The organism is Neisseria sp. P0008.S010, from assembly GCF_051962715.1.
In the GTDB taxonomy this organism is placed as follows: domain Bacteria; phylum Pseudomonadota; class Gammaproteobacteria; order Burkholderiales; family Neisseriaceae; genus Neisseria; species Neisseria elongata.
Map to the genome: position 1 here is coordinate 1 of NZ_JBQCVA010000022.1, position 27,000 is coordinate 27,000.

Genomic DNA, 27,000 nt, shown 5'->3' on the forward strand with positions numbered 1-27,000 from the left:
ATTTGTACTGTCTGCGGCTCGCCGCCTTGTCCTGATTTAAATTTAATCCACTATAATACGCAGTATGCTGTGAAAAAGAAAGAGGCCGTCTGAAAAGTTTCAGACGGCCTCTTCAGTTGCCTAATGCGGATTAGGCGTCCTTATCGGTTTCTTCGGTTTTATTCTGCCGACGGGAGAACTGGATGCCGAGTTGTTTCAGTTTGCGGTACAGGTGGGTGCGTTCCAAGCCGACTTTTTGTGCCACGCGGCTCATGTTTTGACCTTCCTGAGAGATGTGGTATTCGAAATAGCGGCGTTCCAGCTCTTCCCGCAGTTCGCGCAGGGGCAGGCTGAAATCAAAACCACCGCCGACGTTGATTTCCGGTTTTTTTTCAGGTTTGTTCAGGCCGAGCTCGTTTGCGACGGCGGCTTCGTCGATTTCCCCTTCGCCTGCCGACAGTGCCAGGGTTTTGACGACATTGTGCAGCTGGTCGAAGTTACCCGGCCAGTCGTATCCGGTCAGGAGTTCCAGCGCACCATCGCTGAAACGGGCGACGGGGATTTTCTGGGTTTCCGACAGTTCGGTGGCGATACGGTTAATCAGGAAGGCAATGTCGCCGGCCTGTTCGCGCAGCGGCGGAATCTGGAGCTTGAGGCCGGAGAGCAGGGCAAACAGTTTCGGGTCGTAGGCCGGATTTTGCAGCCATTCGTCCGAGGGGCTGCTGCAGGCACAGATAATCCGAACATTCTGTTTTTCGGCTTTTCCGAGCAGGAAGTGGATGCCTTGCTGGATGTTTTTGCTGTATTGCGAGATGTCGCCGAGGAAGAGGATGCCGCCGGCGGCTTTTTGCAGCAGTTCCATCGGCATATCGACGATGTATTCGGTTTTGGCCGGTTCGACCCAAGGGGTATTGTTTTTATGGAAATAGCGGGCAACGAGTTCGAACGGCGATCCGGCTTCGCCGCTGAGCAGGATGGGGTCGTTTTGTTTGACGGCGGCTTCGATGCGGAGGTTGAGCTCTTGAATGGCGGGGCTGTTGCCCAGTTTGTCCAGCGACAGCCCGGCCGCAGCCTGTTGTTCGCCGTATTCCAAAGCGCGTTCTACGGCGCTCAGCAGTTTTTTCAGTGCGATTGGCTTTTCGAGGAAATCCATGGCGCCGATTTTGGTTGCCTCGACGGCGGTGTCTATGCTGGCATGGCCGCTCATCATGACGACGGGCATGGTCAGCTGGCCGTTTTTCGCCCATTCTTTCAGCAGGGTAATGCCGTCGCAGTCGGGCATCCAGATGTCGAGCAGTACCATGGCCGGACGGGTTTGGTTGCGCAGTTGGCGTGCTTCTTCGGCGTTTTCCGCCAGGCTGACGGTGTAACCTTCGTCTTGCAGGATGTCGGACAGCAGGTCGCGGATACCGATTTCGTCGTCTACGATTAGGATGTCGTTACTTCTCATAGTGCTCTTCTACCAATGCGGGTAATGTGATTTTAACGCAGGCGCCGCCTTCTGCGGGATTGCTCAGAGCGATGCGGCCGCCGTGTTCTTCTACAATTTTCTTCACTACGGGCAGGCCGAGGCCGGTGCCGGTGGGTTTGTCGGTTACATAGGGCTCGAAAGCGTTCGCCAGCATGTCTTTGCTGAAACTTTTGCCGTTGTTGGCGACGGTGAGGGTGATTTTGCCGTCTGTGTTGTCGGTGTGGATATGTACTTCCGGCTGTGCGGCTTCTTCGGCGGCTTCAGCCGCATTTTTGAAGATGTTGTGCAGCACCTGCCGTATGGCGGTAGTATCGGCATACATGACGGCGGGTATATTACTGAAAACGGCGTCAAATGTACACGCACCCGCTTCGTATAGCAGCAAAACTTCTTCGATAATTTTGTTGAGGTCTTGTTTTTCGAGTTTCAGTGCGGGTGCGCGGGCGTAGTTGCGGAAGGCTTCCACCATTTCTTTCATGGCCGCCACTTGTTTGATGATGGTGTCGGTGGAGCGGGCCAGTATTTGCGCGTCCTGTTCGCCCAGTTTGTCTTGCAGTTTCCAAGCCAGCCGTTCTGCGGAGAGTTGGATGGGGGTGAGCGGGTTGCGGATTTCGTGTGCCAGCCGTTTCGCCACTTCTCCCCATGCGGCTTCTTTTTGTGCCCGCACAAGCAGTGTGATGTCGTCGAAAACGAGCACCGTGCCGCCGCCGTTGTCGGCCGGAAGGGGCGTGGCCTTGGCCAGCAGGATGCGTGCTTCGTCGCCGCCCGTGTAGGCCGTCTGAACGGGTTTGCCAGTGTGTTCGGTGGCGAGGATGGTTTGGAACAGTTCGGTTAACAGGAGGTATTGCGGCACGCTTTGCGGCCAGTCGTGCCAGTTGCTGCCCGACAGTTCGGACAGCGGCAGGCCGAGGATGTTTTCCGCGCTGCGGTTGAGGGTTTTCAGACGGCCTGTTTCGTCGAGCGTGATTACGCCGGCGGTCAGGCTTTCCAATACGGTTTCGAGATAGTGGCGTGCCGCTTCCTGCCGGATGCGGTTGAGTTCTTCGGCTTCGCGGGCGATGGCCAGTTGTTCGGTCATGTGGTTGAACAGGCGGGTCAGTTGGCCGAGTTCGTCGTTGCGGTAAACCGGTCGGGGCTGGGAAAAATCGCCTTGTGCGACGGCTTTCGCGCCTTCGGCAAGCGAGAGGATGGGTTCGATAAAGCGGCGGGCAAAGTAGAGGGCGATGACCAGCGCGAGCATGATGGAGAGCAGGGCGGCGGCCAGCAGGGTAATCAGGAAGAAGGTTTGCAGGCCTTGTTTGGCGTAGGTGAGTTCGGCGTATTTGCTGCGCGCGTTTTCAATCAGTTCGGCATCCCGAGCGACGTTGTCGGGAATAGGCCGTCTGAAAAACAGAGCTTTCCCCTTTTCTTGCGCCGCGGGCAGGGCCAGCCAGCCTTGGGCGTACAGTTTGCCGTTGATGTTGGTGACGCTGCGGGATGAGCCGTGCTGTTGCAGTTCTTCCGCCACTTCTTTTTCGGCGGGCGGCGGGGGAAGGGAGGCCGGGTTGCTGATGAGTTCGGTCGTGCCGTCGGCAGGGTTGTAGAGGCCGACCTGGCTGAAGCGGGCGGTTTCGCCGCTGAGGCGCAGTGCTTCCGCCGCCGTGCCGCCCATGGAGGTTCGGCTGATGATTTCGACTTGTAAGGCGGCGGCCTGCTCGATGGTGTTGTCGAGGGTGTTGTTGAGTGCCGATTTGCTCAGCGTCAGGCTGCTTTCGAGTGCTTGCGCGGTGTCGTTGCCAAACCAGGAATTGATGCTGTATGAGATGAATTGCGCGGAGACGCCGAACAGGAACAATCCGGGCAGGACGGCAATCAGGGTGAACATCAGGGCCAGGCGGCGGGTGAGGCGGGAACCCAACATGTTGTGGCGGTTGTGCCGCAGCAGCAGCCAGCCGTAGCGGAGCAGCATGGCGAGCAGGATGGTGACAATCAGGCCGCCTGCGGCAATCAGCCACCAGAAATATTCGGACAACGGGCTGCCGCTGTTGGTGGCGAGGGTGAGGCTGTAAACCAGTGCGGCAGCGAGTGCGACGAGGAATATCAGGTAGGAATATCGGCGGCGCATGGTTTAACCTTTGCTGACCGCCAGCGGTTTCCAGCCGGAGTCGAGTTGCCAGTTTTTCGCCGTCAGGGCGTTGATTTGGAAGGGTTTGGGCAGTTGGTTGGTGCTGAGGCTGAGGCGGACTTCGGCTTTGATTTCGCGCCAGTCGGTGTCGTCCAGCGTGCCTTTGGGCAGGACGCGCCAGTTGGCGATGGCGCCGATGCCGCGAAGGGCGGTTTCGAGGCTGCCGTATTCGGTGGAGAAGGTGCCGACGGTGATGCGGTAGCGGTTGGTCAGCGGGTGGAAGGAGAGCTTGTAGGTAACGCTGTTGTCGCTGCCGACGAGTTGGCCGAGTTTGAATTTGTAGGCGGCCATGGTGGGGGCAGACAGTTGGTAGTTCAGGGTGAAGTAGAGCGGCATGCCCTGTTTCAACGCCTGCTTCAACGGGTCGGGCAGTTCGGTGTGGAAACGGCTGCTGATGTCGAGGCGGCCGTCTGCGGTTACGGTTGCGGTTTGGCGGGTGATGGAAATGTTTTCCGCCGCCGCTTCAGACGGCCTCAACAGTATCACGGCAAACAGCAGGACGGCTGCCGCCGCACGGGCGGCGCGGACGATGCGGCCGTATGCGGGTTTACGGCTGTTTGCAGATGAGTGCGTAGTAAAAGCCATCTTGGGTATGTTTGGGTAACAGTGTCAGCGATTCTGTGCAGGCGGCATCGGGATGGCGGCGCAGAAAGCGTTGCAGCTGGCCGTCGTTTTCTTCATGGAACAAGGAACAGGTGGCCAGAAGCATCCTGCCGCCGGGTTTCAGTACCGACCACAGGTTGTCGAGCATGGTTTCTTGTTGGCGGGCGGTTTTGCCGCCGTCGGCAGGTCGGCGCAGCCATTTGATGTCGGGGTTGCGTTTGGTTACGCCGGAGGCGGTGCACGGGACGTCGGCCAGGACGGCGTCAAACGGGTTGTCATCATACCATGAAGACAGGTCGGCTGCGTCGGCGCGGTGCAGGGAGGCCGTCTGAAAGCCTAAGCGCGACAGGTTGTCCGCCACTCTTTTCAGACGGCCTTCGTCTATGTCCAGTGCGGTCAGGCTGCAGTTTGCTAGTTCGAGGATGTGGCCGGATTTGCCGCCCGGTGCGGCACAGGCGTCCAGAATCCGTTCGCCGTCTGCCGGTTTTAAAATATATGCCGCCTGCTGCGCGCCGAAGTCTTGTACGGATACGAGGCCATCTGAAAAGCTGGGCAGGCGGCTTACCGGCACGGCTTCGTCCAGTATCACGGCATATTCGTCCAAAGCTTTGCCTGTGATGCCTTCGGCGGCCAGTTTTTCCAAATAACCTTCGGCATTGCCGTGGCGGCGGTTGATACGCAGGGTCAGCGGCGGGTGGCCGTTGGCGGCGGTAACGATGTTGTGCCAGTGTTTCGGGTAGGCTTGGCGCATATAGTCGAGCCACCAGCCGGGAAAGTTGTATTTGGCGGTGTCGTCGCGGCGGCATTGCGCGTTCAATTGTTCTTTTTCGCGCAGGAAGCGGCGCAGAATCGCGTTGGCAAACGAACGGTACTGCCCGCGCCCGATTTTCGCAATGCTCTCCACCGCTTCGTTGACCACCGCATGAGGCGCGTTGCGTGTGTGGTTGAGCTGGTAGAGCGCGGCCAGCAGCAGGCTTTCGAGCTGCGGATTGCCAATCGGCTTTTTCAGCATCTGCGCGAGCATATATTTCAAGCTGCCCAGATAACGCTGGCAGCCGTAGGCGATGTCTTGCAGTGCGCCGAGTTCCTGTGCCGTCAGTTCGGGGTGGGCTGCGCGGATGGCGGCCAATACGTCTTGCAGGTTGCGGCCTTTGGCAACGGCGGCAATACTTTCGGCGGCGAGTTGTTGGGCGAGGGACATGCTCATATGACGGTTTGCTTTCTTATTTCGGGGTGTCGGGATGTGTCGTTTTTTCAGACGGCCTTTGGAGGATTTGAGGCCGTCTGAAAACGTGTTTTGTGAAGATTGAAGGTTGTTTTACAGCACTGTTCCCGCTTCAACCGTATGTCCCGCGGCAAAAGCTGCGATATCCATCCGTTTGCCGCCCGAAGGCTGCAATTCGGTAATTTTCAGCGCGTTCGCACCGCAGGCGACAATCAGGCCGTCTGAAGAACAGGACAACACTTCGCCCGCCCTGCCTTGTTGCGCGACTACTTCCGCCCGCCAGATTTTCATCGGTTTGCCCTGATATTCCACCCACGCAGCGGGAACGGGGTTGAAGGCGCGGATTTTGCGTTCAATCACTGCCGCGCTTTCGCTCCAATTGATACGCGCTTCTTCTTTGCTTAATTTTTGTGCATAAGTAACGCCTTCTTCGGGTTGTTTGACGCTTTTCAGACGGCCTTCTGTTTTTAATTGTTGCAAATCGGCAACAATTGCTTCCGCACCCAGATTCATCAGCGCGTCGTGTACTTCGTTGGCGGTATCGGTCGGTTGAATGGCGTAACGGTGTTCGCTGACCACATCGCCGGTGTCCAAGCCGATGCCCATCTGCATGATGCACACGCCCGTCTCGGCATCGCCCGCTTCAATCGCGCGCTGAATCGGCGCCGCACCACGCCAACGGGGCAGCAGCGAGGCGTGGATGTTAAGGCAGCCGTGTTTCGGCGTATCCAGCACGTCTTGCGGCAGAATCAATCCGTAGGCGGCAACAACCATCACGTCGGCCTCGACTTCTTTGAGCATTTGCAAGGCTTCGGCGTTGTTGCGCAGTTTTTCAGGCTGCGCCACGCGCAAACCCAATTCCAATGCGGCTTGCTTCACGGGAGACGGGGCAAGCTGCATCCCGCGTCCTTTGGGGCGGTCGGGCTGGGTCAACACCAACGGGATTTCAAAACCGGCGGCGGCTATGGCTTTTAAGGCGGCAGCGGCAAAATCGGGCGTACCGGCGAAGATGACTTTCATGGTTATACTTTCGGAGGCGTTTTCAGACGGCCTGTTGATGGTAGTAAAAGGCCGTCTGAAAGATTGGGTTTGGAAGGATGCGGAGGTATTGGAAACCGTTTTTCAGACGGCCTTCAAGGTTGCGGCAGGGCTACATGTTGTGTTTTTGCCGCTTTTTCAGTTTGGTTTTGATGCGCCCCTGTTTCAGTTGCGACAAATGTTCGACGAAAACGATACCCATCAGGTGATCCAATTCGTGTTGGATGCAGATGGCCAATAGCCCGTCTGCTTCCAGAGTAAATTTTTCGCCTTTTTCATCAAGGGCTTCTACTGTAACGGTTTCCGCGCGGGTAACGGTGTCGTAAATGCCCGGTACGGACAGGCAGCCCTCTTCATAAGTGGTTTCGCCGTTTTTGTGGGTAATCACCGGATTGATAAATACGCGGGGCTGGTTTTTTTCTTCACTTAAATCCATAACGACCACGCGCTCGTGCACATCCACCTGTGTGGCGGCCAGACCGATGCCGCGTGCTTCGTACATGGTCTCAAACATGTCTGTAATCAATGTCTTAATTCGTTCGTCAATTTTTTCGACAGGCTTGGCAACCGTGTGCAGGCGATCATCGGGGTATTGCAAAATATTCAGTAAAGCCATTTCTTTCTCTCTAAAGATTGTGCGGGGAATATGCGAATCAGGTTTTAATACTATGAGGTTTGCTGTAAATAGTAGTAAAATATCGCGATAAATTGACAAGACGGGCAGTGTTCCGAATTGTTGTGTGTAAATTTTTAATGATGACTGAGTGAGTCAATTTCAAGGGGAGTGTCATGCAAAAACGTATTATAACCCTGCTTTGTGCGGCCGGTTTGGCTATTTCCGCCCCGGCGTTTTCTGCCGCTCTGAAGGTTCGGCCGGATGCGCCTACGCGTTATGTGGTTAAGCAAGGCGATACATTGTGGGGTATTTCCGGCAAATATCTGTATCGGCCTTGGCAGTGGAGCCGTTTGTGGGGCGCAAACCGCAGCAAAATCCGCAATCCAGACCGTATTTATCCCGGACAAGTGTTGGTTTTGCGCTATGTAAACGGTCATCCGCGCCTGTCGGTCGAGCGTGGTGCCGGCGGTGACATCCCATTGGTAAAATTGTCGCCGCGTGTGCGCGAAGTCAGTTCCGGCTATGGCATTCAGGCCGTCAATGTAAACTTCTATCGGATGTTCATGCAGCATCCGCAAGTTATTGATCAAATGCAGACGCAACATGCGCCGCGTTTGGTTGAAGGGCCTGATAATCGGTTGATTTATTCCAAAGGTGAACGTGTTTATGCTTACGAAATCACCGAACCCGGCCGTTATTTGGTTTATAGGGCAAGAAAAGACATCACGGATCCGGAAACAAAAAAATATTTGGGTCAGGAAGTAGTATTTAGCGGTATTGTGGCTACTTTGCCGAGCACGAACAGTGCGCTTGATTCCAGAAGCAGAGAAGATGCGGAAGCATTGCCGGATAAAGAATACTACACACGTCTGCATCCGATGTTGAAGGTGCCAACCCAGACTGCGCAGCCTATGGTTGTGGAAGAAGCGGTTTCCGAAATTCGTAAAGGCGATTATCTGTTGAAGTTGGAAGATGGTGGTGACAGCTTCAATATGATGCCGCATGCGCCTAGCCAGCATATTGATGCAAAAGTGGTTTCCATTTTTGACGGTATCAGCGAAGCAGGCCAATTCCAAACCATCACTTTAGATAAAGGTAGTGCGCATGGTCTGGAAAAAGGTACGGTTTTAAGTCTTTACAAACGTAGTCGCCAAGTCAAAATGGATATGCCAAAAGGTAAAGATGGAAGCAGAAGCGTTGTGAAGTATCTTTCTATTCCTGCTGAAGAAGCCGGTTTGGCAATGGTTTACCGTGTTAGTCAAAATCTTGCCTCTGCTATTATTCTGGAAAGCAAAACCAATATCAGCATCGGTGATACTGCTTCAGAGCCGGGACAAGATTTAGATAATATGTTGGATGATGGCCATCATGAACCTAATGTGCCTCAAGATCCGCACGATGATGAACACAATACAACAAATATTTTGAGTAATATTCATTAAATTATTCATTGATTGATACTGTTAAGATGCAAGCCGCCTGAAATATAGGCGGCTTTAATTTTGTAGGGATGAGTTAATTTTGATTAGCATGGTTTAATTTAACTGCTATTCTTTCTTGGGTTGCTTTTGAGGAACCTTTCTAATTAAAGTCAAGGAGTGAAGCGATTCGTATCAGGCATTTGATCAAATAAAAGCAGTAATTTCTTACAAGCAAACAAATATATATGCAAATAACAATAACGATTATCATTTAATTATTGAAATTATTGAATTTTTTCTTCGAATTTTGACTATACGCCCTTTAAATTACAGTCTGACTTGGCTAAAATAGCCTCCGTAAAATTTCGTTATCTGCTAATGATTCGAGTACGACCACTATGTTGGCAAATTACCTTCCTGTTTTAATATTCTTAATAGTTGGCTTGTTGGCGGGCATTCTGTTTATTCTGCTAGGCACTGTTCTGGGGCCTAAACGCCACTATGTCGAAAAAGACCAGCCGTTCGAGTGCGGCTTCGAGGCGTTTGAAAACGCGCGTATGAAGTTTGACGTGCGTTATTACTTGGTGGCGATTTTGTTCATCCTGTTTGATTTGGAAGTGGCATTTATGATTCCGTGGGCAGTGGTGTTCAAAGATTTGCTGGCTCAGTCGGGGCAGTTTGCCTTCTGGTCGATGTTTGTCTTCATCGTCGTGCTCGGTGTGGGTTTTGTATACGAGTGGAAAAAAGGAGCGCTGGAATGGGAATAGAAGGCATTCTGAACAAAGGGTTTATCACCGCCAGTGCGGATACCGTGCTCAACTATGTGCGTACCGGCTCGCTGTGGCCGGTAACTTTCGGTTTGGCCTGTTGCGCAGTAGAGATGATGCATGCCGGTATGGCGCGTTACGACCTCGACCGCTTCGGTATTATTTTCCGTCCGTCGCCACGCCAATCCGACTTGATGATTGTGGCCGGTACGCTGACCAATAAAATGGCACCCGCCCTGCGCCGCGTGTACGACCAAATGGCCGAGCCGCGTTGGGTGTTGTCGATGGGTTCGTGCGCCAACGGCGGCGGTTATTACCATTATTCCTATTCCGTGGTGCGCGGTTGCGACCGTGTGGTGCCGGTAGACGTGTATGTGCCCGGCTGCCCGCCGACTGCCGAAGCCTTGATTTACGGTCTGATTCAGCTTCAGGGCAAAATTAAGCGCACTTACACCATTGCCCGCAACTAGGAGCGCACCATGCACCTGAAAGATTTATACAGCGCTGCACAGCGCATCTTGGAAGGCAAGGCGGATAAAGTACTGTTGGCTTTGGATGAAGTAACCGTCGAATGCCGCCCCGAACACTATCTCGATATTATGCAAATCCTGCGCGACCACGAAGAAATGCACTTTGAGCTCTTGGTGGATTTGTGCGGTGTCGATTACAGTACTTATAAAAACGAACCTTGGTCCGGTAAACGCTTTGCTGTGGTCAGTCAGCTGTTATCTGTGAAGAATAATCAGCGCATCCGCGTGCGCGTGTGGGCGGAAAACGACGATTTCCCGTTGGTTCAATCCGTTATCAATATTTACAACAGTGCTGACTGGTACGAACGTGAAGCCTTTGATATGTACGGCATCGTTTTCGAAAACCACCCCGACCTGCGCCGCATCCTTACCGACTACGGCTTTGTCGGCCACCCCTTCCGCAAAGATTTCCCCATTTCCGGCTATGTTGAAATGCGTTACGACGAAACCGAAAAACGCGTTATCTATCAGCCTGTAACCATCGAGCCGCGCGAAATTACCCCGCGCGTCGTCCGCGAGGAGAACTACGGTGGCCACTAAACTCAGAAACTACACCATCAACTTCGGCCCGCAGCACCCTGCCGCCCACGGCGTATTACGCATGATTTTGGAGCTGGAAGGCGAAACCATCGTCCGCGCCGACCCGCACATCGGCCTGCTGCACCGCGGCACCGAAAAATTGGCCGAAACCCGCACCTACCTGCAAGCCCTGCCGTATATGGATAGGCTGGACTACGTTTCCATGATGGTAAACGAACAGGCCTACTGTCTCGCTATCGAAAAACTGCTCGGCATCGACATCCCCATTCGCGCCAAATACATCCGCACCATGTTTGCGGAAGTAACCCGCATCCTTAACCACCTGATGGGCATCGGCTCGCACGCCCTCGACATTGGCGCGATGACTGCCATTCTCTATGCCTTCCGCGATCGTGAAGAGCTGATGGATTTGTATGAGGCCGTTTCCGGTGCCCGTATGCATGCCGCCTACTATCGTCCCGGCGGCGTATACCGCGATCTGCCCGACTTCATGCCCAAATATGAAGCCAGCAAATTCCGCAATGCCAAAGTGTTGAAAGAGCTCAACGAAGCCCGCGAAGGCACCATGCTCGACTTCATTGAAGCCTTCTGCAAACGCTTCCCCGGTCGCATCGACACCCTCGAAACCCTGCTGACTGATAACCGCATCTGGAAACAGCGTACTGTCGGTATCGGCGTGGTTTCTCCCGAGCGTGCCCTGCAAAAAGGCTTCACCGGCGTGATGTTGCGCGGTTCGGGCATTGAATGGGACGTGCGCAAAAAAGAACCCTACGAAGTCTACGATAAAATGGATTTCGACATTCCCGTCGGCGTAAACGGCGACTGCTACGACCGCTATCTCTGCCGCATCAACGAAATGCGCCAATCCGTGCGTATTATCCAGCAGTGTGTTGATTGGCTGCGTGTCAATCCCGGCCCCGTCATCGTAGACGATCACAAAGTTGCACCGCCCAAACGCACCGAAATGAAAACAGGTATGGAAGACCTGATTCACCATTTCAAATTGTTTACCGAAGGCATGCACGTGCCCGAAGGCGAAACCTATACCGCCGTGGAACACCCCAAAGGCGAATTCGGCGTATACATCATTTCAGACGGCGCCAACAAACCCTACCGCCTGAAAATCCGCGCCCCCGGCTTCGCCCACCTGCAAGGTATGGACGAAATGGCCAAAGGCCACATGCTCGCCGACGTCGTTGCCATCATCGGCACGCAAGATATCGTATTCGGAGAGGTAGACCGCTAATGTTATCCGCAGAATCCTTGAAACAAATCGATACCGAATTGGCCAAATACCCGGCCGACCGCCATCGCTCCGCCATTATGGGTGCGCTGCGTATTGCGCAAACCGAAAAAGGCTGGCTCGCCCCCGAAACCATCGAATTTGTTGCCGACTACATCGGTATCCCTCCCGTGCAGGCCTATGAAGTTGCTACTTTTTACAATATGTACGACCTCAAGCCTGTCGGTAAATACAAACTCACCGTCTGCACCAACCTCCCTTGCGCCTTGCGTGGCGGTGTGGATGCCGGTGAATATCTAAAGAAAAAACTCGGCATCGGCTACGGCGAAACCACGCCCGACGGCAAATTCACTTTGGTTGAAGGCGAGTGCATGGGCGCATGCGGCGATGCCCCCGTGATGCTGCTGAACAACCACAAAATGTGCAGCTTCATGACCGAAGAGGCGATTGAAGCCAAACTCGCCGAATTGGGTTAGAGGCTACCTGAAACCGCAAAGGCCGTCTGAAAAACCAACGCAGGCCGCCCTGAAACCGAACAGAAAGAAAACAGAAAACCCTTTTTCAGACGGCCTAACAGGCTACCTGAAAAACACCGCAATATTGACAGGCCGTCTGAAACCGACAAGGCCGTAGCAGAAACCGAAACACATAGGCACACCAAAATGGCTATTTACCAATCAGGCGTGATTTTTGACCAAGTGGATACCGCCAATCCCGATTGCTGGACGCTGGACGAATACGTCAAACGCGGCGGCTACACCGCCCTGCGTAAAATTTTGGCCGAAAAAACGCCGCAAGACGACGTGATTGCCGAAGTCAAAACTTCCGGCCTGCGCGGGCGCGGCGGTGCCGGCTTCCCGTCCGGCCTGAAATGGAGCTTCATGCCCCGTTCCTTCCCCGGCGAAAAATACATCGTCTGCAACACCGACGAAGGCGAACCTGGCACCTTCAAAGACCGCGACATCATCCGTTTCAATCCGCATGCCCTGATTGAAGGCATGATTATCGGCGGCTATGCCATGGGCGCGTGTGCCGGCTACAACTATATTCACGGCGAAATTTTCGAAGGCTACCAACGCTTTGAAGCCGCCCTGGCCGAAGCGCGTGAAGCAGGCTTCCTCGGTAAAAACATCCTGGGCAGCGGTTTCGATTTCGAACTCTTTGCCCACCACGGCTACGGCGCATACATCTGCGGTGAGGAAACTGCGCTGCTCGAATCGCTCGAAGGCAAAAAAGGCCAGCCGCGCTTCAAACCCCCATTCCCGGCTTCTTTCGGTTTGTTCGGCAAACCCACCACCATCAACAACACCGAAACTTTCGCCTCTGTTCCGTTTATCATCCGCGACGGCGGCCAAACCTTTGCCGATAAAGGCATTCCCAATGCAGGCGGCACCAAACTCTTTTCCGTGTCCGGCCACGTGGAACGCCCCGGAAACTACGAAGTGCCGCTCGGGACACCCTTTGCCGACCTTTTGGCCATGGCGGGCGGCGTGCGCGGCGGTAAAAAGCTGAAAGCCGTTATCCCTGGCGGCTCGTCTTCGCCCGTGATTCCCGGCGACATGATGATGACCCTCACCATGGACTACGACGCCATCTCCAAAGCCGGCTCCATGCTCGGCTCGGGCGCGGTTATCGTGATGGATGAAGATGTGTGCATGGTTAAGGCCTTGGAAAGATTGAGCTACTTCTACTTTGAAGAATCTTGCGGCCAATGTACCCCCTGCCGCGAAGGTACCGGCTGGCTCTACCGCATCGTCCACCGCATCGTAAACGGCCAAGGCCGCATGGAAGACCTCGAACTTTTAGAGAGTATCGGCAACAACATGGCCGGCCGCACCATCTGCGCCCTCGCCGACGCCGCCGTCTTCCCCGTGCGCGGCTTCATGAAGCACTACCGCGACGAATTCGTCCACTACATCGAACACGGCAAACCGATGAAAGAGCACAAGTGGTGCTAGCTGCAGGAATAATTGGGCTACCTGAAAGCAAAAAGGCCGTCTGAAAACAGGCTGCCTGAAAAACAGCCCGCAGGCCGCCGCCTTTTTTCAGACGGCCTCACAACGAAAAATTTTAAATACCCGTAACGTAGGAAATACACCATGTTACAAATCAGCATTGACGGTAAGGAAGTATCGGTAGAGCAGGGCGCGACCGTGATTGAAGCGGCGCAGAAGCTCGGCACCTACATCCCCCACTTCTGTTACCACAAAAAACTTTCCATCGCCGCCAGCTGCCGCATGTGCTTGGTGGAAGTGGAAAAAGCGCCCAAGCCGCTGCCCGCCTGCGCCACGCCGGTAACCGACGGCATGGTGGTGCACACCCATTCCAAAATGGCCAAACAAGCGCAGGAAGGCGTGATGGAATTCCTGCTCATCAACCACCCGCTCGATTGTCCCGTGTGCGACAAAGGCGGCGAATGCCAGCTGCAGGATTTGGCTGTCGGCTACGGCAAATCCACTACCCGCTACACCGAAGCCAAACGCGCCGTGGTGGCCAAAGACATGGGTCCGCTGATTTCCACCCGGGAAATGAGCCGCTGCATCCACTGCTCCCGCTGCGTGCGGTTCACCGAAGAAATCGCCGGTAATCAGGAAATCGGCATTGCCAACCGCGGCGAGCATTCCGAAATCCTCACCTTCATCGGCCGCGCCGTCGAAACCGAACTTTCCGGCAACGTCATCGACCTCTGCCCCGTGGGCGCGCTCACCAGCAAACCCTTCCGTTTCAACGCCCGCTCCTGGGAATTGAACCGCCGCAAATCCGTGTCTGCCCACGACGCATTGGGCAGCAACCTGATTGTGCAAACCAAAGAGCACACCGTGCGCCGCGTGCTGCCGTTGGAAAACGAAGCCATCAACGAATGCTGGCTGTCCGACCGCGACCGCTTCGCCTACGAAGGCCTGAACCACGAAAGCCGTCTGAAAAACCCGAAAATCAAACAGGGCGGCGAATGGATTGACGTGGATTGGCAAACCGCGCTCGAATACGTGCGCAACGGCATCGAGTGCATCGCTAAAGACGGCAACCAAGAGCAAATTGGCTTTTGGGCCAACCCCATGAACACGCTGGAAGAAATCTATCTGGCGAAAAAACTGGCTAACGGCATCGGCAGCCGCCACTTCGCCACCCGCCTGCGCGAACAAGACGGCCGTCTGAAAGGCACGCTGGCAGGCGCGCAATGGCTGGGCTGCAATATTGCCGACCTTTCCGATGCGCAAGCCATATTGGCGGTGGGTGCCAACCTGCGCCAAGAGCAGCCGCTGCTCACCGCCCGCCTGCGCGTGGCCGCCAACCAAGGCAGCAAAATCAACGTGGTGGCCGCACGTAAAGATCAATTGCACATGCCCTTGGCCGCACAGGAGGCCCTGCATCCGAACCAATGGGCAGGCTACCTGAAAACTCTCGCCGCCGATGCCACCAACCCGATTCACGCGGGTTTGAAAGACGCGGAAAAAGCCGCCGTCCTGCTCGGTGCGGAAGCGCAGAACCACCCCGACTACGCCGCGATTTACATCGCCGCCCAAAGGCTGGCCGAACAAACCGGCGCGTCATTCGGCATCCTGTCGCAGGCTGCCAACAGCGTGGGTGCGGATTTGCTGGAAGCCGACAGCGGCAGCATTGCCGAAATGATTGCCGTGCCGAAACAAGCCGTGCTGCTGCTCAACGTTGAGCCGGAAGCCGACGTGGCGGGCGGATCCGCCGCCGTGGCCGCGCTGAAACAGGCCAAGAGCGTGATGGCGTTCACCCCGTTCGTCAGCGATACCTTGCTTGAGGTGTGCGACGTGCTGCTGCCGATTGCCCCGTTCACCGAAACTTCCGGCAGCTTCGTCAATATGGAAGGCCGTCTGCAATCCTTCCACGGTGTAGTAAAAGGCTTGGGCGAAAGCCGCCCGCTGTGGAAAATCCTGCGTGTGCTGGGCAACCTGCTGGAGCTCGAAGGCTTCGAATACGACAGCAGCGAGCAAATCCTGCACGACGCGCTGGATGCTCAAAGGCTACCTGAAAAACTGAACAACCGCAGCAGCTGGCAGGGCGAAGCCGCTCCGGCCGCTGCAGGCCTGATCCGCACCGGCGGCGTGGGCATCTATCACACCGACGCCATCGTGCGCCGCGCCGAAGCCCTGCAGCAAACCTCGCACGCCCAAGTGCCGCCTGCCCGCGTCCACCCCGATACGCTGACCGCGCTCGGCCTTGCCGACGGCGCAACCGCCGAAGCCGTGCAGAACGGCAGCCGCGTGCGCGTCACCGTGATGGCCGACAACACATTGCCGCCCAACGTCGTCCACCTGCCGCAGCATCCGGCCAACGCCGCGCTGGGCGGGCTGATGAACGTGATTGAACTGGAAGGAGTCTGATGATGCAGGAATGGTTTCAAGCCCTGTTTGCCGGCTGGTTCGGCGCGGCGGGCAACGACATCGGCCTCTTGGTGTCGATTGTCGTCAAAATCGTGATTATCCTTGTGCCGCTGATTCTGACCGTGGCCTACCTGACCTACTTCGAGCGTAAGGTTATCGGCTTCATGCAGCTGCGCGTCGGCCCGAACGTAACCGGCCCGTGGGGCTTGATTCAGCCGTTTGCCGACGTGTTGAAGCTGCTGTTTAAAGAAGTTACCCGCCCCAGCTCGTCCAATAAAGCCTTGTTCTACATCGGCCCCATGCTCTCGCTCGCGCCCTCGTTTGCTGCTTGGGCAGTAGTGCCGTTTTCCGACCAATGGCTCTTAACCAAAGTCGATGCCGGTCTGTTGTATATCTTAATGATTACTTCGCTTTCCGTGTACGGCGTGATTATTGCCGGCTGGGCGTCCAACTCCAAATACGCCTTCCTCGGCGCGATGCGTTCCTCCGCGCAAACCATTTCCTACGAAATCGCCATGAGCGCGGCTTTGGTGTGCGTAATCATGGTTTCAGGTAGCCTGAACTTCAACGACATCGTGGCCGCGCAAAGCACCGGTATTGCGGGCGGTTCGATTTTCTCGTGGAACTGGCTCACCCTGTTCCCCGTGTTCCTCGTCTACCTGATTTCCGCCGTGGCCGAAACCAACCGCGCCCCGTTCGACGTGGCCGAGGGTGAATCCGAAATCGTGGCCGGTTTCCACGTTGAATACTCCGGCTTTGCCTTTGCGCTGTTTTTCCTCGCCGAATACATCTTCATGATTTTAATCGGTGCGCTCACCTCCATCATGTTCCTCGGCGGCTGGCTCTCGCCCTTCCCGCAAAGCTGGGGCATCGTCGGTACGCCCAGCCCGATTTGGATGTTCGCCAAAATGGCCTTCGTGCTCTACGGCTACCTGTGGATTCGCGCCACCTTCCCGCGCTACCGCTACGACCAAATCATGCGTTTGGGTTGGAAGGTGCTGATTCCCATCGGCTTTGTCGCCATCGTTTTCTACGGCCTGTGGATGGCTTCGCCGTGGAGCTTGTGGAAATAGGGCAGGGAGGCCGTCTGAAAGTTTTCAGGTAGCCTGAACCCCAATTTTTAACCGTTTCAAACCGAGAGAAACCGATGAAAGCTCAATGCCTGTGCGGCGCAGTATCACTGGAAACCGCCGAAAACCACGAACTTCACGCCTGCCATTGCGGAAAATGCCGAGTGTGGGGCGGCGGCGCATCTTTTACTTTGGCCGCCCAGTCGCCCGAAATCACAGGCAGCGAGCACATCGCGCATTATCAGTCGTCCGAATGGGCGCAACGCTGTTTTTGCAAACACTGCGGCACACACCTGTTTGTACAGGTCGGCAACGATTATTACATCAATGCCGGGCTGTTTGCCGACAACGTTGGCTTTGAAACCACTTCGCAAATCTTTATCGATTGCAAAGCTCCGTATTACGACTTGGCCAACGATACCCCGAAGCTGACCGAAGCCGAGTTTTTAGAAATGGTGGGCGCGGCAGGTTAAAAACCGCTTTCAGACGGCCTGTAAACAGAATAATCCGAAAAGAGCATCCGAAAATGGCTAATTTAGTAAAAACCTTCCTGCTGGGCGAATTGGTGAAAGGCATGGGCGTAACGCTCAAAAACTTCTTCGCCCGCAAAGACACGATTTACTTCCCCGAAGAGAAAACGCCGCAATCCGTGCGTTTCCGCGGCCTGCACGCCCAACGCCGCTATCCGAACGGCGAAGAACGCTGCATCGCCTGCAAACTGTGTGAGGCCGTCTGCCCCGCCATGGCGATTAATATTGAAAGCGAAGAGCGCGAAGACGGCACCCGCCGCACCACGCGTTACGACATCGACCTGACCAAGTGCATTTTCTGCGGTTTCTGCGAAGAAGCCTGCCCGACCGATGCGATTGTGGAAACCCACATCTTCGAATACCACGGCGAGAAAAAAGGCGATTTGCACATGACCAAGCCAATTTTGCTGGCCATCGGCGACAAATACGAAGCCGAAATCGCCAAACGCAAAGCCGCCGACGCGCCCTACCGCTAAGGCAGCCTGAAACCGGATAACGCGGGTCTCAATACAGCCAAAACACAAACAGGCCGTCTGAAAGCAGCCTGAAACCGTAAAATCCGCAGCAATCCGTCCCCTCTCCCGCTTGCGGGGGAGGGCTAGGGTGGGGGCGGCGGGGCAACAGAAACTTTCGCCACGCCCGCCGCAACAAAAAAGCGTTTCCGCAGAAACGCCACCCCCACACCGACCCCTCCCCGGCAGGGCAGGGGAGGGAGACAGAAGAAACCGCCGTTTTCAGACGGCCTAAAAAACAGCCTGAAAACCCGTTTTGAAAGACCGAACCATGAACAGACGAACCTTGATTGCATTCTTGCGCGGCGTGATGCCCAGCGGCAAAAACGCCGTCAAAATGGCTGCCGTGCGCGAAGTATTGGGCGGAAACGGTTTTGCCAACGTGCGGACATGGATACAGAGCGGCAATATTGCGCTGGAAAGCACATTGACTGCAGACGAAGCCGCCACGCAAATACACGATTTGCTGCACACACATCTGGATGTCGATTTGGACGTTATCGTCAAAACGCCCGCCCAGTTGCGCGAAATATTGGATGGCAACCCGTTTGCAGGCGGCGAATACGATGCCAAACGCGTGTTTTTTACCCTGTGCCATACCCCGCTGGCTGATACCGCCGGTCTGGCGGCGCGCGATTTTGGCGAAGAAAAACTGCTTATCCGCCCGCAGGCTGCGTATCTGTATATCCCGCAAGACGCTTCCCGCAGCAAGCTGGGCAATGCGTTTTTGGAAAAACAGTTAGGCTTGCGGCTGACCACGCGCAACGGCAACACCTTGCGTAAGATGGCGGATTTTTAAGGCAAGGCAGTAAACGCAGGTCGATACCCGTATCCGACAGCGGCCCCAAGCGGCATCAAGGCAGCCTGAGACCCCATTTTCCCCTTGCGAGGAAACGTCGGATTCGAGAATCCGACCTACGCGGGCTGGTACACGAATTGGAGTATTACGATGCTCCCTTATCGTGGACGGAACGCGCCAACCTGGAAGGCTTGGCAGATGGATTTTTAAGCTATTGGCGCAAGCAATAAACCGCGTCCGGCCAAGCCGGAACGCACAGCAAAACCGATTGAAATATCCCGAAACGGAAAGTGCAAAAATATGAACTTTCAACTTATTCTGTTTTACCTGTTGGCCGCTATCATCCTGTTCGGCGCGCTGAAAACCGTAACCGTGAAAAACCCGGTGCATGCCGCGCTGTATCTGGTGCTCACTTTCTGCATGAGCGCGATGATGTGGATGCTGATGCAGGCCGAATTCCTCGGTATCACGCTGGTGGTGGTGTATGTGGGCGCGGTAATGGTGCTGTTCCTGTTCGTGGTGATGATGCTCAACATCGACGTGGAGGAAATGCGCAAAGGCTTCTGGCGCAACGCGCCGGTGGCCGCCGTGGTCGGCGTGCTGATGGCCGTGGCGCTGATTATGATTTTGGTTGCGCCGGATACCGATTTGGCCGCCTTCGGCCAGATGAACGACGTGCCGGCCGACCACAGCAACGTGCGCGAGCTGGGCACGCAGATTTACACCACCTACCTGCTGCCTTTCGAGCTGGCGGCCGTGCTGCTGGTGCTGGGTATGGTGGCCGCCATCGCGCTGGTGCACCGCAAAACCTTCAAGCCGAAATACATCAATCCGGCCGACCAGGTTAAAGTGGACGCGAAAAAAGGCCGCCTGCGCATGGTGAAGATGGAAGCCGTGGTACAGAGGCCGTCTGAAAGCGAAGAAAACAACGGCGAAGCCGCCGAATCCGATGCCGCTAAAGGGGAGGGCAAAGCATGATTACGATTACGCATTATCTGGTGCTGTCCGCCCTGTTATTCGGCATCAGCGCGATGGGCATTTTCATGAACCGCAAAAACGTGCTGATTTTGCTGATGTCGATCGAATTGATGCTGTTGGCGGTGAACTTTAACTTTATCGCCTTCTCGCGCTACCTCGGCGACAGCGCGGGGCAGATTTTCGTCTTCTTCGTGCTTACCGTGGCCGCGGCCGAATCCGCCATCGGCCTGGCGATTATGGTTTTGGTATACCGCAACCGCAACACGATCAACGTAACGGATTTGGACAGCCTCAAAGGCTAGGGCTACCTGAAAACAGGCCGTCTGAAAGTTTCAGGTAGCCTCAAAAGGAAGCCGGAGAGGCTACCTGAAAACGAGCCGCACAAAATTGAAAGATTTATCCGTAAGGATGGCAACAACATGACTGACATGACTTTATACCTCATCATCGCCCTCACGCCCTTGGCGGGCTGTTTGCTGGCCGGGCTGTTCGGCAACACCATCGGCCGCCGGGGCGCGCACACGGTTACCATACTCGGCGTGGCCGTATCCGCCGTGCTGTCGGCCTATGTGCTGTGCGGGTTTATCGACGGCAGCCGTGCCAAGTTCGATGAAAATGTCTATACCTGGCTGACCATGAACGGGCTGGATTTCTCGGTCGGCTTCCTGGTGGACAGCCTCACCGCGCTGATGATGGTGGTGGTTACTTCCGTGTCGCTGATGGTGCACATCTACACCATCGGCTATATGGCGGACGAAGAAGTCGGCTACCAACGCTTCTTCAGCTATATCTCATTGTTTACCTTCAGCATGCTGATGCTGATTATGTCCAACAACTTCATCCAACTCTTCTTCGGCTGGGAAGCGGTCGGCTTGGTGTCCTATCTGTTAATCGGCTTCTATTTCAAACGCGACAGCGCGATTTTCGCCAACCTGAAAGCCTTTTTGGTCAACCGCGTGGGCGACTTCGGCTTCGTGCTCGGCATTGGTTTGGTGCTGGCCTATTTCGGCGGCAGCCTGCGCTATGCCGACGTGTTCGCCTACCTGCCCAACGTGGTCGGCAGCACCCTGTTCGGCTGGGACTTGATTACCATCACCTGCCTGTTGCTGTTTGTCGGCGCGATGGGTAAATCCGCCCAATTCCCGCTGCATGTGTGGCTGCCCGATTCCATGGAAGGCCCGACCCCGATTTCCGCGCTGATTCACGCCGCAACGATGGTAACCGCCGGCCTGTTTATGGTGTCGCGCATGTCGCCCATGTATGAGCTCTCCATCACCGCGCTGAGCGTGATTATGGTGATTGGCGCGATTACCGCGCTGTTTATGGGCTTCCTCGGCACGATTCAAAACGACATCAAACGCGTGGTGGCCTATTCCACCCTGTCGCAGCTCGGTTATATGACCGTGGCCTTGGGCGTGTCCGCCTATTCCGTGGCCATGTTCCATGTGATGACCCATGCCTTCTTCAAAGCCCTGCTGTTCTTGGCGGCGGGCAGCGTGATTATAGGCATGCACCACGACCAGGACATGCGCAATATGGGCGGCCTGCGCAAATACATGCCGATTACCTGGTTCACCATGCTGCTGGGCAACCTCGCCCTCATCGGCACGCCGCTGTTCTCCGGTTTCTATTCCAAAGATTCGATTATCGAAGCGGTTCACGCCAGCAACCTGCCCGGCAGCGGTTTCGCCTATTTCGCCGTGCTGGCCAGCGTGTTCGTTACCGCGTTTTACGCCTTCCGCCAATACTTTATCGTTTTCCACGGCAAAGAACGCTGGCGCGAGGCCAAGCACGACCATCACGACGACCACGGCCACCACCACGGCCTGAAGCCGTCCGACAACCCGCACGAAAGCCCGTTGGTCGTTACCCTGCCGTTGATTTTGCTGGCGATTCCGTCCGTGATTATCGGCTACATCGCCATCGAGCCGATGCTGTACGGCGATTTCTTCAAAGACGTGATTTATGTCAATTACGAGCTGCATCCGGTGATGCACATCATGAAGGAAGAATTCCACGGCGCAATGGCCATGGTGTCGCACAGCCTGCACACGCCCGTGCTGTATCTGGCCATCGGCGGCGTATTGGCTGCGTGGTTCCTGTATGTGAAAGCGCCGCAGCTGCCCGCCAAAATCGCGCAGACTTTCCGCCCGGTGTATGTACTGTTTGAAAACAAATACTACCTCGACAACATCTACTTCGCCGTGTTTGCCAAAGGTACGCGCGCGCTGGGTACCTTCTTCTGGAAAGCCGTCGATACCGCAATCATCGACAACGGCCTGGTAAACGGTGCGGCCAAACTGGTCGGCGCGGTGGCAGGGCAGGTACGCCGCCTGCAAACCGGCTTCATCTACACCTACGCCGCCGCCATGGTTTCCGGCGTGTTGGTGCTGATTGTGGTGTTCTTCTGGCAGCTTTGGTTCAGATAAAGGCTACCTGAAAAATGGATGCTGATATTTTGCCCGGTACCCTAGCCGAAGTGCGGCAGGAGATTGACGCGCTGGACAGCCAACTCATCGGCTTGCTGGCGCGTCGGCAGCAGTTGGTTGCACAGGCAGGCCGTCTGAAACCCAAGCACGACGCGCAGGCCGTGGCCGCGCCCGAAAGGGTGGCGCAGGTGCTGAAGGCACGGCGCGAACAGGCTGCGGCGGCAGGCTTGTCGCCCGATGTGGCGGAAGCCGTGTGGCAGGCCATGATTGCCGCCTTTATCCGTTTCGAGCAGGAAGTAAACCGTTCGGGCGGGACAAGCCATTAAGGCTACCTGAAAACTAAAAGGCCGTCTGAAAACACCACATACAGAGGAAAAAATGAGCGCAACCGACATCATCCGCGCCGCCGAATTCACCGCCGAGAGGGCATGGGGCGCGCGCAGCATCGCCAATCTGAACGGCACCACCGTGCGCCTGCATTGGACGGACCAGCCCTACAAATGGCATGTGAACGACGGCGAGGAAGTGTTTGCTGTGATGGACGGCGAAGTGGATATGCACTACCGTGAAAACGGCGAAGAGCGCGTGGTGCGGCTGCAAAGCGGCGACATTTTCTACGTCGGCATCGGCGCGGAACACGTCGCCCACCCGCGCGGCGAAGCGCGGATTTTGGTGATTGAGAAAGAGGGCAGCGTTTAGGCTGTTTGAGGCCGTCTGAAAAGCGGCAAACGCAGAAAAACGACGATTTATTTATTCAAACCACAGGTTACAACTATGTTTTCTAACCATCTTCTCAGCTTGGCAATCTGGCTGCCAATAGCCGCCGGATTATTGGTGCTGGCTACCGGCTGCGACCGCCGTGCCCCCTTGGCGCGGATACTGGCTTTTGCCGGCGCGCTGGCCGGTTTTCTGGTTACGTTGCCGCTGTTTACGCAGTTCGACCGCTTGAGCGGCGGCTTCCAGTTTGCCGAGTTTTATGCGTGGATTCCCGCGCTCAACATCAACTACGCGCTGGGCGTGGACGGCATTTCCGTGCTGTTTGTCATTCTCAACGCCTTCATCACGTTGATGGTGGTGCTTGCGGGCTGGGAAGTGATTCAGAAAAAGGTGGCGCAATACATGGCGGCCTTCCTGATTATGTCCGGCCTGATCAACGGCGCGTTTGCCGCCCGCGATGCCATGCTGTTCTATATCTTCTTCGAAGGCATGCTGATCCCGCTGTATCTGATTATCGGCGTGTGGGGCGGGCCGCGCCGCGTGTATGCCTCGGTGAAACTCTTCCTCTATACGCTGATGGGTTCGCTTTTGATGCTGGTGGCCTTGGTGTATTTGTCGCTGCAAACCGGCGGCAGCTTCGCGATTGAAGATTTCCAAAACATCAAACAAATTCCGCTGTTTACCCAACAGATTCTGTTTGCCGCCTTCTTCCTGTCGTTTGCGGTGAAAGTGCCGATGTTCCCGGTGCACACTTGGTTGCCCGACGCGCACGTGGAAGCGCCCACCGGCGGTTCGATGGTGCTGGCGGCGATTACGCTGAAACTCGGCGCATACGGCTTTTTGCGCTTCATCCTGCCCATCCTGCCCGATGCGTCGCGCTATTTCGCCCCCGCCATCATCGTGCTCAGCCTGATTGCAGTGATTTATATCGGCATGGTGGCTTTGGCACAAACCGATATGAAAAAACTGGTGGCCTATTCCTCGATCAGCCACATGGGTTTCGTTACCCTGGGTATGTTCCTGTTTACCAATCAGGTGCATTTGCAGCCGTGGGCGTTGAAAGGCGCGATTATGCAGATGATTTCGCACGGTTTTGTTTCCGCCGCCATGTTCTTCTGCATCGGCGTGATGTACGACCGCCTGCACAGCCGCAACATTGCCGACTACGGCGGCGTGGTTACCGTGATGCCGAAATTTGCCGCCTTCATGATGCTGTTTGCCATGGCCAACGCCGGTCTCCCAGCCACTTCCGGCTTCGTGGGCGAATTTATGGTGATTGTGGGCGCAGTGAACTACAACCTGTTTGTGGGCGCGCTGGCCGCATTAACATTGATTTTGGGCGCGGCCTACACGCTGTGGATGTATAAGCGCGTGATTTTCGGTGCGGTGACCAACCCGCATGTGGCCGAAATGAAGGACATCAACCGGCGCGAATTCGCCATTCTGGCCATCCTCGCCGCCACCGTGCTGGGCATGGGCCTGTGGCCGGAGCCGTTTATCGCCGTGGTGCATCAGGCGGCCAACGATTTGATCGCGCATGTGGCGCAAAGCAAGATTTGAGGTGTGTGAATGAACTGGACTGATCTGAACTTAATCCCCGCCATGCCCGAAATCGTGCTGCTCACGGCATTGTGCGCGGTGCTGCTGGTGGATTTGTGGCTGAAAGACAATAGCCGCGTCATTACCCATTATCTGAGTTTGTTCACTTTGGTATTGACGGCGGCAACACAATGGTATGTTTGGACACCGACTGCGGTCAGTACGTTTAACGATATGTATTTGGCCGACGGTTTGTCTCAGTTGGGCAAAATGACCATGTACGCCGCATTGTTCGCCGTATTTGTGTACGCCAAACCGTACAATCGGGCGCGCAATATGTTTAACGGCGAATTTTATACCCTTTCGCTGTTTGCCCTTTTAGGCATGAGCGTGATGGTGAGCGCGGGGCATTTCCTTGTTGCCTATATCGGCTTGGAACTGCTTTCGCTGTCGCTCTACGCCATGATTGCCTTGCGGCGCGATTCCGCCCGTTCGGCCGAAGCCGCGTTGAAATACTTTGTGCTCGGCGCATTAGCCTCCGGTTTGCTGTTGTACGGTATTTCGATGATTTACGGTGCAACCGGTTCGCTGAATTTCGCCATCGTGCTGGCCAACGGCCAAAGCGGTGTTGCCAACGGCTGGCTGATGAAGCTGGGTTTGGTTTTCGTTGTGGTCGCATTGGCGTTCAAATTGGGAGCCGTTCCGTTCCATATGTGGGTGCCGGATGTTTATGAAGGTGCGCCCACTTCGGTGGCTTCGATTATCGGTACCGCGCCGAAAATGGCGGCGGCAGTTTTCGCTTTCCGTATTTTGGTAACGGCGATGAACAACCAGCATGCCGATTGGACCCAGATGCTGGTTATCTTGTCCGTGGCTTCACTGCTAATCGGTAACCTCGCCGCCATTGTGCAGACCAATATCAAGCGGATGTTGGCTTATTCGACCGTATCGCATATGGGCTTCGTCCTGATGGCGTTTTTGAGCGGCAGCGTCGGTTTCTCGGCCGGCCTGTATTACGCATTGACCTATATCGTGATGGCATTGGTCGGTTTCGGTGTGTTGATGCTGTTGTCCGACGAATCGTTCGAATGCGAAAACATTGCCGATTTGGCCGGTTTGAACCGGCGCAATGCTTGGTATGCCTTCCTGATGTTGCTTGCCATGTTCTCCATGGCCGGTATTCCGCCGCTGATGGGTTTCTATGCCAAGTTGCAGGTGATCAAATTGCTGGTGAGTGCGAATTACACTTGGTTGGCGGTGTTTGCCGTCGTGATGTCGCTGATCGGCGCGTTCTACTATTTGCGCGTGGTGCGGACGATTTACTTTGAAGAACCTGCCGACAGCCGCCGGTTGAGCAGCGACGGTGCGATGAAGGTGTTGTTGTCGGCTAACGGCCTGCTGTTGCTGTTGTGGGGTGTCCTGCCGCAAGGCGTGATGGATTGGTGCGTCCAAGCCATCCGCACGGCAATAGGTTAATAGCGGCGGTATCGCAAAATAAACAGAAAGGCCGTCTGAAAACCGTAAATCGGGTTTTCAGACGGCCTCAGTTTGTTTATGGCGTCAATTCGATATTCTTCTGTATCCCTTTACTTAATTTCCGATACGGTAGCTGCGTCGGCCTTCATTAGCCTGTGTAAGCTCATGAAGACAATTGGCAAGTACAGTATTTTGGCTCTATCTGCGCTAGCTATATTTCTGTTTAAAAGCCGGAAACAGGGTAGTTTTCCGGGATGGAATAATCGTTATTCCGTGCTTTGAATGGGAGAAGGTAGGATTGGCCTTTGAAGGTGTTTTTACCTTTTTTGCCTGTGAGGCGGATTTCCAGCGGGTAACGTCCGGCTGTCTGTTTCAGGTCGGGGCGCGGGGTGAGGGTGCCGTGCAGGGAAACTTCTTCATCCGACGGGCCTGCTTCCGTATTGTCCATGCCGGTGATGATCAGGTAGCTGTCGAATTTGCCGCCGCTGTAAACAAACAGTGAGCTGAAAAAATTGTTATAACCCTGTCTGCCGCCGCTTATAGAATTTTCAAATCCCCACGCCGAAGTGCCGAAACGAAGAAAACGCCAGGGTTTTCCGCCCGATTCGGCAGCCTCGACCTGCGTTTGGCTGCGGGCTTTTAATTGCCATGTTCTGTTATTCTGTTTTAAGACGAATATTTCGGCAGGGTAGGGTGGGGCATGAAGGGTAACGGGACGGCTGTTAGGGCGCAGTTTTACATTGTCGCCCGTGTAGAAGAGGAAGGTCAGCCCTTCGGCGGAGCCGGTTTGTTTCAGTTGCATGCAGGTATTGCCTTTTTGCCCGATTAGGCATTTTTCGCTTGGTATTTTGCGGTAAAAATTTTGTTCGACAAAGGCTTGCGGTGTTTGTGCGGCAGCCGTCGTACAGCAGGCCGCAAGGAAGAGTCGGAATGTTTTCATCAGCTTTCTTCTCGGAATCGGGTTTGCGGGGCTATGATGGTTTGAGGCCGTCTGAAAA

General features: G+C 55.3%; 26 protein-coding genes. 19 read left to right on the forward strand and 7 right to left on the reverse strand.

All coding sequences use genetic code 11. From position 1 onward, the window contains the following. Positions 1 to 130 precede the first annotated feature (130 nt). The 6 genes from ACTHSL_RS07085 to def all read right to left on the reverse strand — a co-directional run bounded on the left by ACTHSL_RS07085 (position 131) and on the right by def (position 7,096). Positions 131 to 1,429: a sigma-54-dependent transcriptional regulator gene (locus ACTHSL_RS07085; protein WP_440380877.1), complete on the reverse strand. Its 1,299-nt coding sequence runs from the start codon at positions 1,427 to 1,429 to the stop codon at positions 131 to 133. Next, complete coding sequence (locus ACTHSL_RS07090; RefSeq protein WP_440380878.1) at positions 1,419 to 3,554, reverse strand: ATP-binding protein; 2,136 nt, start codon at positions 3,552 to 3,554, stop codon at positions 1,419 to 1,421. The genes ACTHSL_RS07085 and ACTHSL_RS07090 overlap by 11 nt, the downstream gene beginning before the upstream one ends. A 3-nt stretch (positions 3,555 to 3,557) precedes the next feature. Next, positions 3,558 to 4,199, reverse strand: coding sequence for a DUF4390 domain-containing protein (locus ACTHSL_RS07095; RefSeq protein WP_440380879.1), 642 nt, complete (start codon positions 4,197 to 4,199; stop codon positions 3,558 to 3,560). After that, positions 4,162 to 5,424: a 16S rRNA (cytosine(967)-C(5))-methyltransferase RsmB gene (rsmB, locus tag ACTHSL_RS07100; protein WP_440380880.1), complete on the reverse strand. Its 1,263-nt coding sequence runs from the start codon at positions 5,422 to 5,424 to the stop codon at positions 4,162 to 4,164. The genes ACTHSL_RS07095 and rsmB overlap by 38 nt, the downstream gene beginning before the upstream one ends. 111 nt (positions 5,425 to 5,535) lie before the next feature. Then, complete coding sequence (gene fmt, locus ACTHSL_RS07105; protein ID WP_440380881.1) at positions 5,536 to 6,462, reverse strand: methionyl-tRNA formyltransferase; 927 nt, start codon at positions 6,460 to 6,462, stop codon at positions 5,536 to 5,538. A gap of 130 nt (positions 6,463 to 6,592) precedes the next feature. Then, a complete protein-coding gene (def, locus tag ACTHSL_RS07110; protein WP_049254426.1) occupies positions 6,593 to 7,096 on the reverse strand; it encodes a peptide deformylase in 504 nt (167 codons plus the stop codon). A gap of 173 nt (positions 7,097 to 7,269) precedes the next feature. On the opposite strand from def, the gene ACTHSL_RS07115 reads away from it, so the two are divergent. The 19 genes from ACTHSL_RS07115 (at position 7,270) to nuoN (ending at position 26,002) form a co-directional block, all read left to right on the forward strand. Continuing rightward, on the forward strand, positions 7,270 to 8,538 hold the full coding sequence (locus ACTHSL_RS07115) for a LysM peptidoglycan-binding domain-containing protein (protein WP_440380882.1): 1,269 nt from the start codon (positions 7,270 to 7,272) through the stop codon (positions 8,536 to 8,538). Positions 8,539 to 8,915: 377 nt separating this feature from the next. Next, positions 8,916 to 9,284: an NADH-quinone oxidoreductase subunit A gene (gene ndhC, locus ACTHSL_RS07120; protein ID WP_440380883.1), complete on the forward strand. Its 369-nt coding sequence runs from the start codon at positions 8,916 to 8,918 to the stop codon at positions 9,282 to 9,284. Then, the gene (locus tag ACTHSL_RS07125) at positions 9,275 to 9,754 is read left to right on the forward strand and encodes a NuoB/complex I 20 kDa subunit family protein (protein ID WP_440380884.1); all 480 of its coding nucleotides are present in this window, start codon (positions 9,275 to 9,277) and stop codon (positions 9,752 to 9,754) included. Before ndhC ends, ACTHSL_RS07125 begins: the two co-directional genes overlap by 10 nt. A 9-nt stretch (positions 9,755 to 9,763) precedes the next feature. After that, complete coding sequence (locus ACTHSL_RS07130) at positions 9,764 to 10,354, forward strand: NADH-quinone oxidoreductase subunit C (protein ID WP_440380885.1); 591 nt, start codon at positions 9,764 to 9,766, stop codon at positions 10,352 to 10,354. Beyond that, positions 10,344 to 11,600: an NADH dehydrogenase (quinone) subunit D gene (gene nuoD / locus ACTHSL_RS07135; protein ID WP_003822948.1), complete on the forward strand. Its 1,257-nt coding sequence runs from the start codon at positions 10,344 to 10,346 to the stop codon at positions 11,598 to 11,600. The genes ACTHSL_RS07130 and nuoD overlap by 11 nt, the downstream gene beginning before the upstream one ends. Beyond that, positions 11,600 to 12,073: an NADH-quinone oxidoreductase subunit NuoE gene (gene nuoE / locus ACTHSL_RS07140; protein ID WP_064086120.1), complete on the forward strand. Its 474-nt coding sequence runs from the start codon at positions 11,600 to 11,602 to the stop codon at positions 12,071 to 12,073. The genes nuoD and nuoE overlap by 1 nt, the downstream gene beginning before the upstream one ends. Positions 12,074 to 12,259: 186 nt before the next feature. Beyond that, positions 12,260 to 13,555 carry an NADH-quinone oxidoreductase subunit NuoF gene (gene nuoF, locus ACTHSL_RS07145; protein ID WP_023886680.1) on the forward strand — a complete coding sequence of 432 codons (1,296 nt, stop codon included), beginning with the start codon at positions 12,260 to 12,262 and terminating at the stop codon, positions 13,553 to 13,555. Positions 13,556 to 13,696: 141 nt separating this feature from the next. After that, complete coding sequence (gene nuoG / locus ACTHSL_RS07150) at positions 13,697 to 15,952, forward strand: NADH-quinone oxidoreductase subunit NuoG (RefSeq protein WP_440380886.1); 2,256 nt, start codon at positions 13,697 to 13,699, stop codon at positions 15,950 to 15,952. A gap of 2 nt (positions 15,953 to 15,954) precedes the next feature. Next, the gene (nuoH, locus tag ACTHSL_RS07155) at positions 15,955 to 17,025 is read left to right on the forward strand and encodes an NADH-quinone oxidoreductase subunit NuoH (protein WP_440380898.1); all 1,071 of its coding nucleotides are present in this window, start codon (positions 15,955 to 15,957) and stop codon (positions 17,023 to 17,025) included. Between the two features lie 74 nt (positions 17,026 to 17,099). After that, on the forward strand, positions 17,100 to 17,495 hold the full coding sequence (locus tag ACTHSL_RS07160) for a GFA family protein (protein WP_440380887.1): 396 nt from the start codon (positions 17,100 to 17,102) through the stop codon (positions 17,493 to 17,495). A 53-nt stretch (positions 17,496 to 17,548) separates the two neighbouring features. Then, on the forward strand, positions 17,549 to 18,028 hold the full coding sequence (gene nuoI, locus ACTHSL_RS07165; protein ID WP_003798854.1) for an NADH-quinone oxidoreductase subunit NuoI: 480 nt from the start codon (positions 17,549 to 17,551) through the stop codon (positions 18,026 to 18,028). 307 nt (positions 18,029 to 18,335) lie between these two features. Beyond that, complete coding sequence (locus ACTHSL_RS07170) at positions 18,336 to 18,863, forward strand: DUF1697 domain-containing protein (protein ID WP_214038093.1); 528 nt, start codon at positions 18,336 to 18,338, stop codon at positions 18,861 to 18,863. A 300-nt stretch (positions 18,864 to 19,163) separates the two neighbouring features. Next, complete coding sequence (locus tag ACTHSL_RS07175; RefSeq protein ID WP_064086126.1) at positions 19,164 to 19,841, forward strand: NADH-quinone oxidoreductase subunit J; 678 nt, start codon at positions 19,164 to 19,166, stop codon at positions 19,839 to 19,841. Then, entirely contained in the window at positions 19,838 to 20,143 is a 306-nt protein-coding gene (nuoK, locus tag ACTHSL_RS07180) for an NADH-quinone oxidoreductase subunit NuoK (protein WP_003773732.1), read from the forward strand. The genes ACTHSL_RS07175 and nuoK overlap by 4 nt, the downstream gene beginning before the upstream one ends. A 117-nt stretch (positions 20,144 to 20,260) precedes the next feature. Next, positions 20,261 to 22,270, forward strand: a complete 2,010-nt coding sequence (gene nuoL, locus ACTHSL_RS07185) for an NADH-quinone oxidoreductase subunit L (RefSeq protein WP_440380888.1) — start codon at positions 20,261 to 20,263, stop codon at positions 22,268 to 22,270. Positions 22,271 to 22,284: 14 nt separating this feature from the next. Next, positions 22,285 to 22,596 (forward strand): chorismate mutase, encoded by a 312-nt coding sequence (locus tag ACTHSL_RS07190; protein WP_440380889.1) that lies wholly within the window; start codon positions 22,285 to 22,287, stop codon positions 22,594 to 22,596. Between the two features lie 52 nt (positions 22,597 to 22,648). Then, the gene (locus ACTHSL_RS07195) at positions 22,649 to 22,969 is read left to right on the forward strand and encodes a cupin domain-containing protein (RefSeq protein ID WP_440380890.1); all 321 of its coding nucleotides are present in this window, start codon (positions 22,649 to 22,651) and stop codon (positions 22,967 to 22,969) included. Between the two features lie 75 nt (positions 22,970 to 23,044). Then, complete coding sequence (locus ACTHSL_RS07200; RefSeq protein ID WP_440380891.1) at positions 23,045 to 24,547, forward strand: NADH-quinone oxidoreductase subunit M; 1,503 nt, start codon at positions 23,045 to 23,047, stop codon at positions 24,545 to 24,547. Between the two features lie 9 nt (positions 24,548 to 24,556). After that, a complete protein-coding gene (gene nuoN / locus ACTHSL_RS07205) occupies positions 24,557 to 26,002 on the forward strand; it encodes an NADH-quinone oxidoreductase subunit NuoN (protein ID WP_204813046.1) in 1,446 nt (481 codons plus the stop codon). Between the two features lie 223 nt (positions 26,003 to 26,225). On the opposite strand, the gene ACTHSL_RS07210 is transcribed toward nuoN, so the two are convergent. Beyond that, complete coding sequence (locus ACTHSL_RS07210; protein WP_440380892.1) at positions 26,226 to 26,942, reverse strand: hypothetical protein; 717 nt, start codon at positions 26,940 to 26,942, stop codon at positions 26,226 to 26,228. Positions 26,943 to 27,000: the final 58 nt, after the last annotated feature.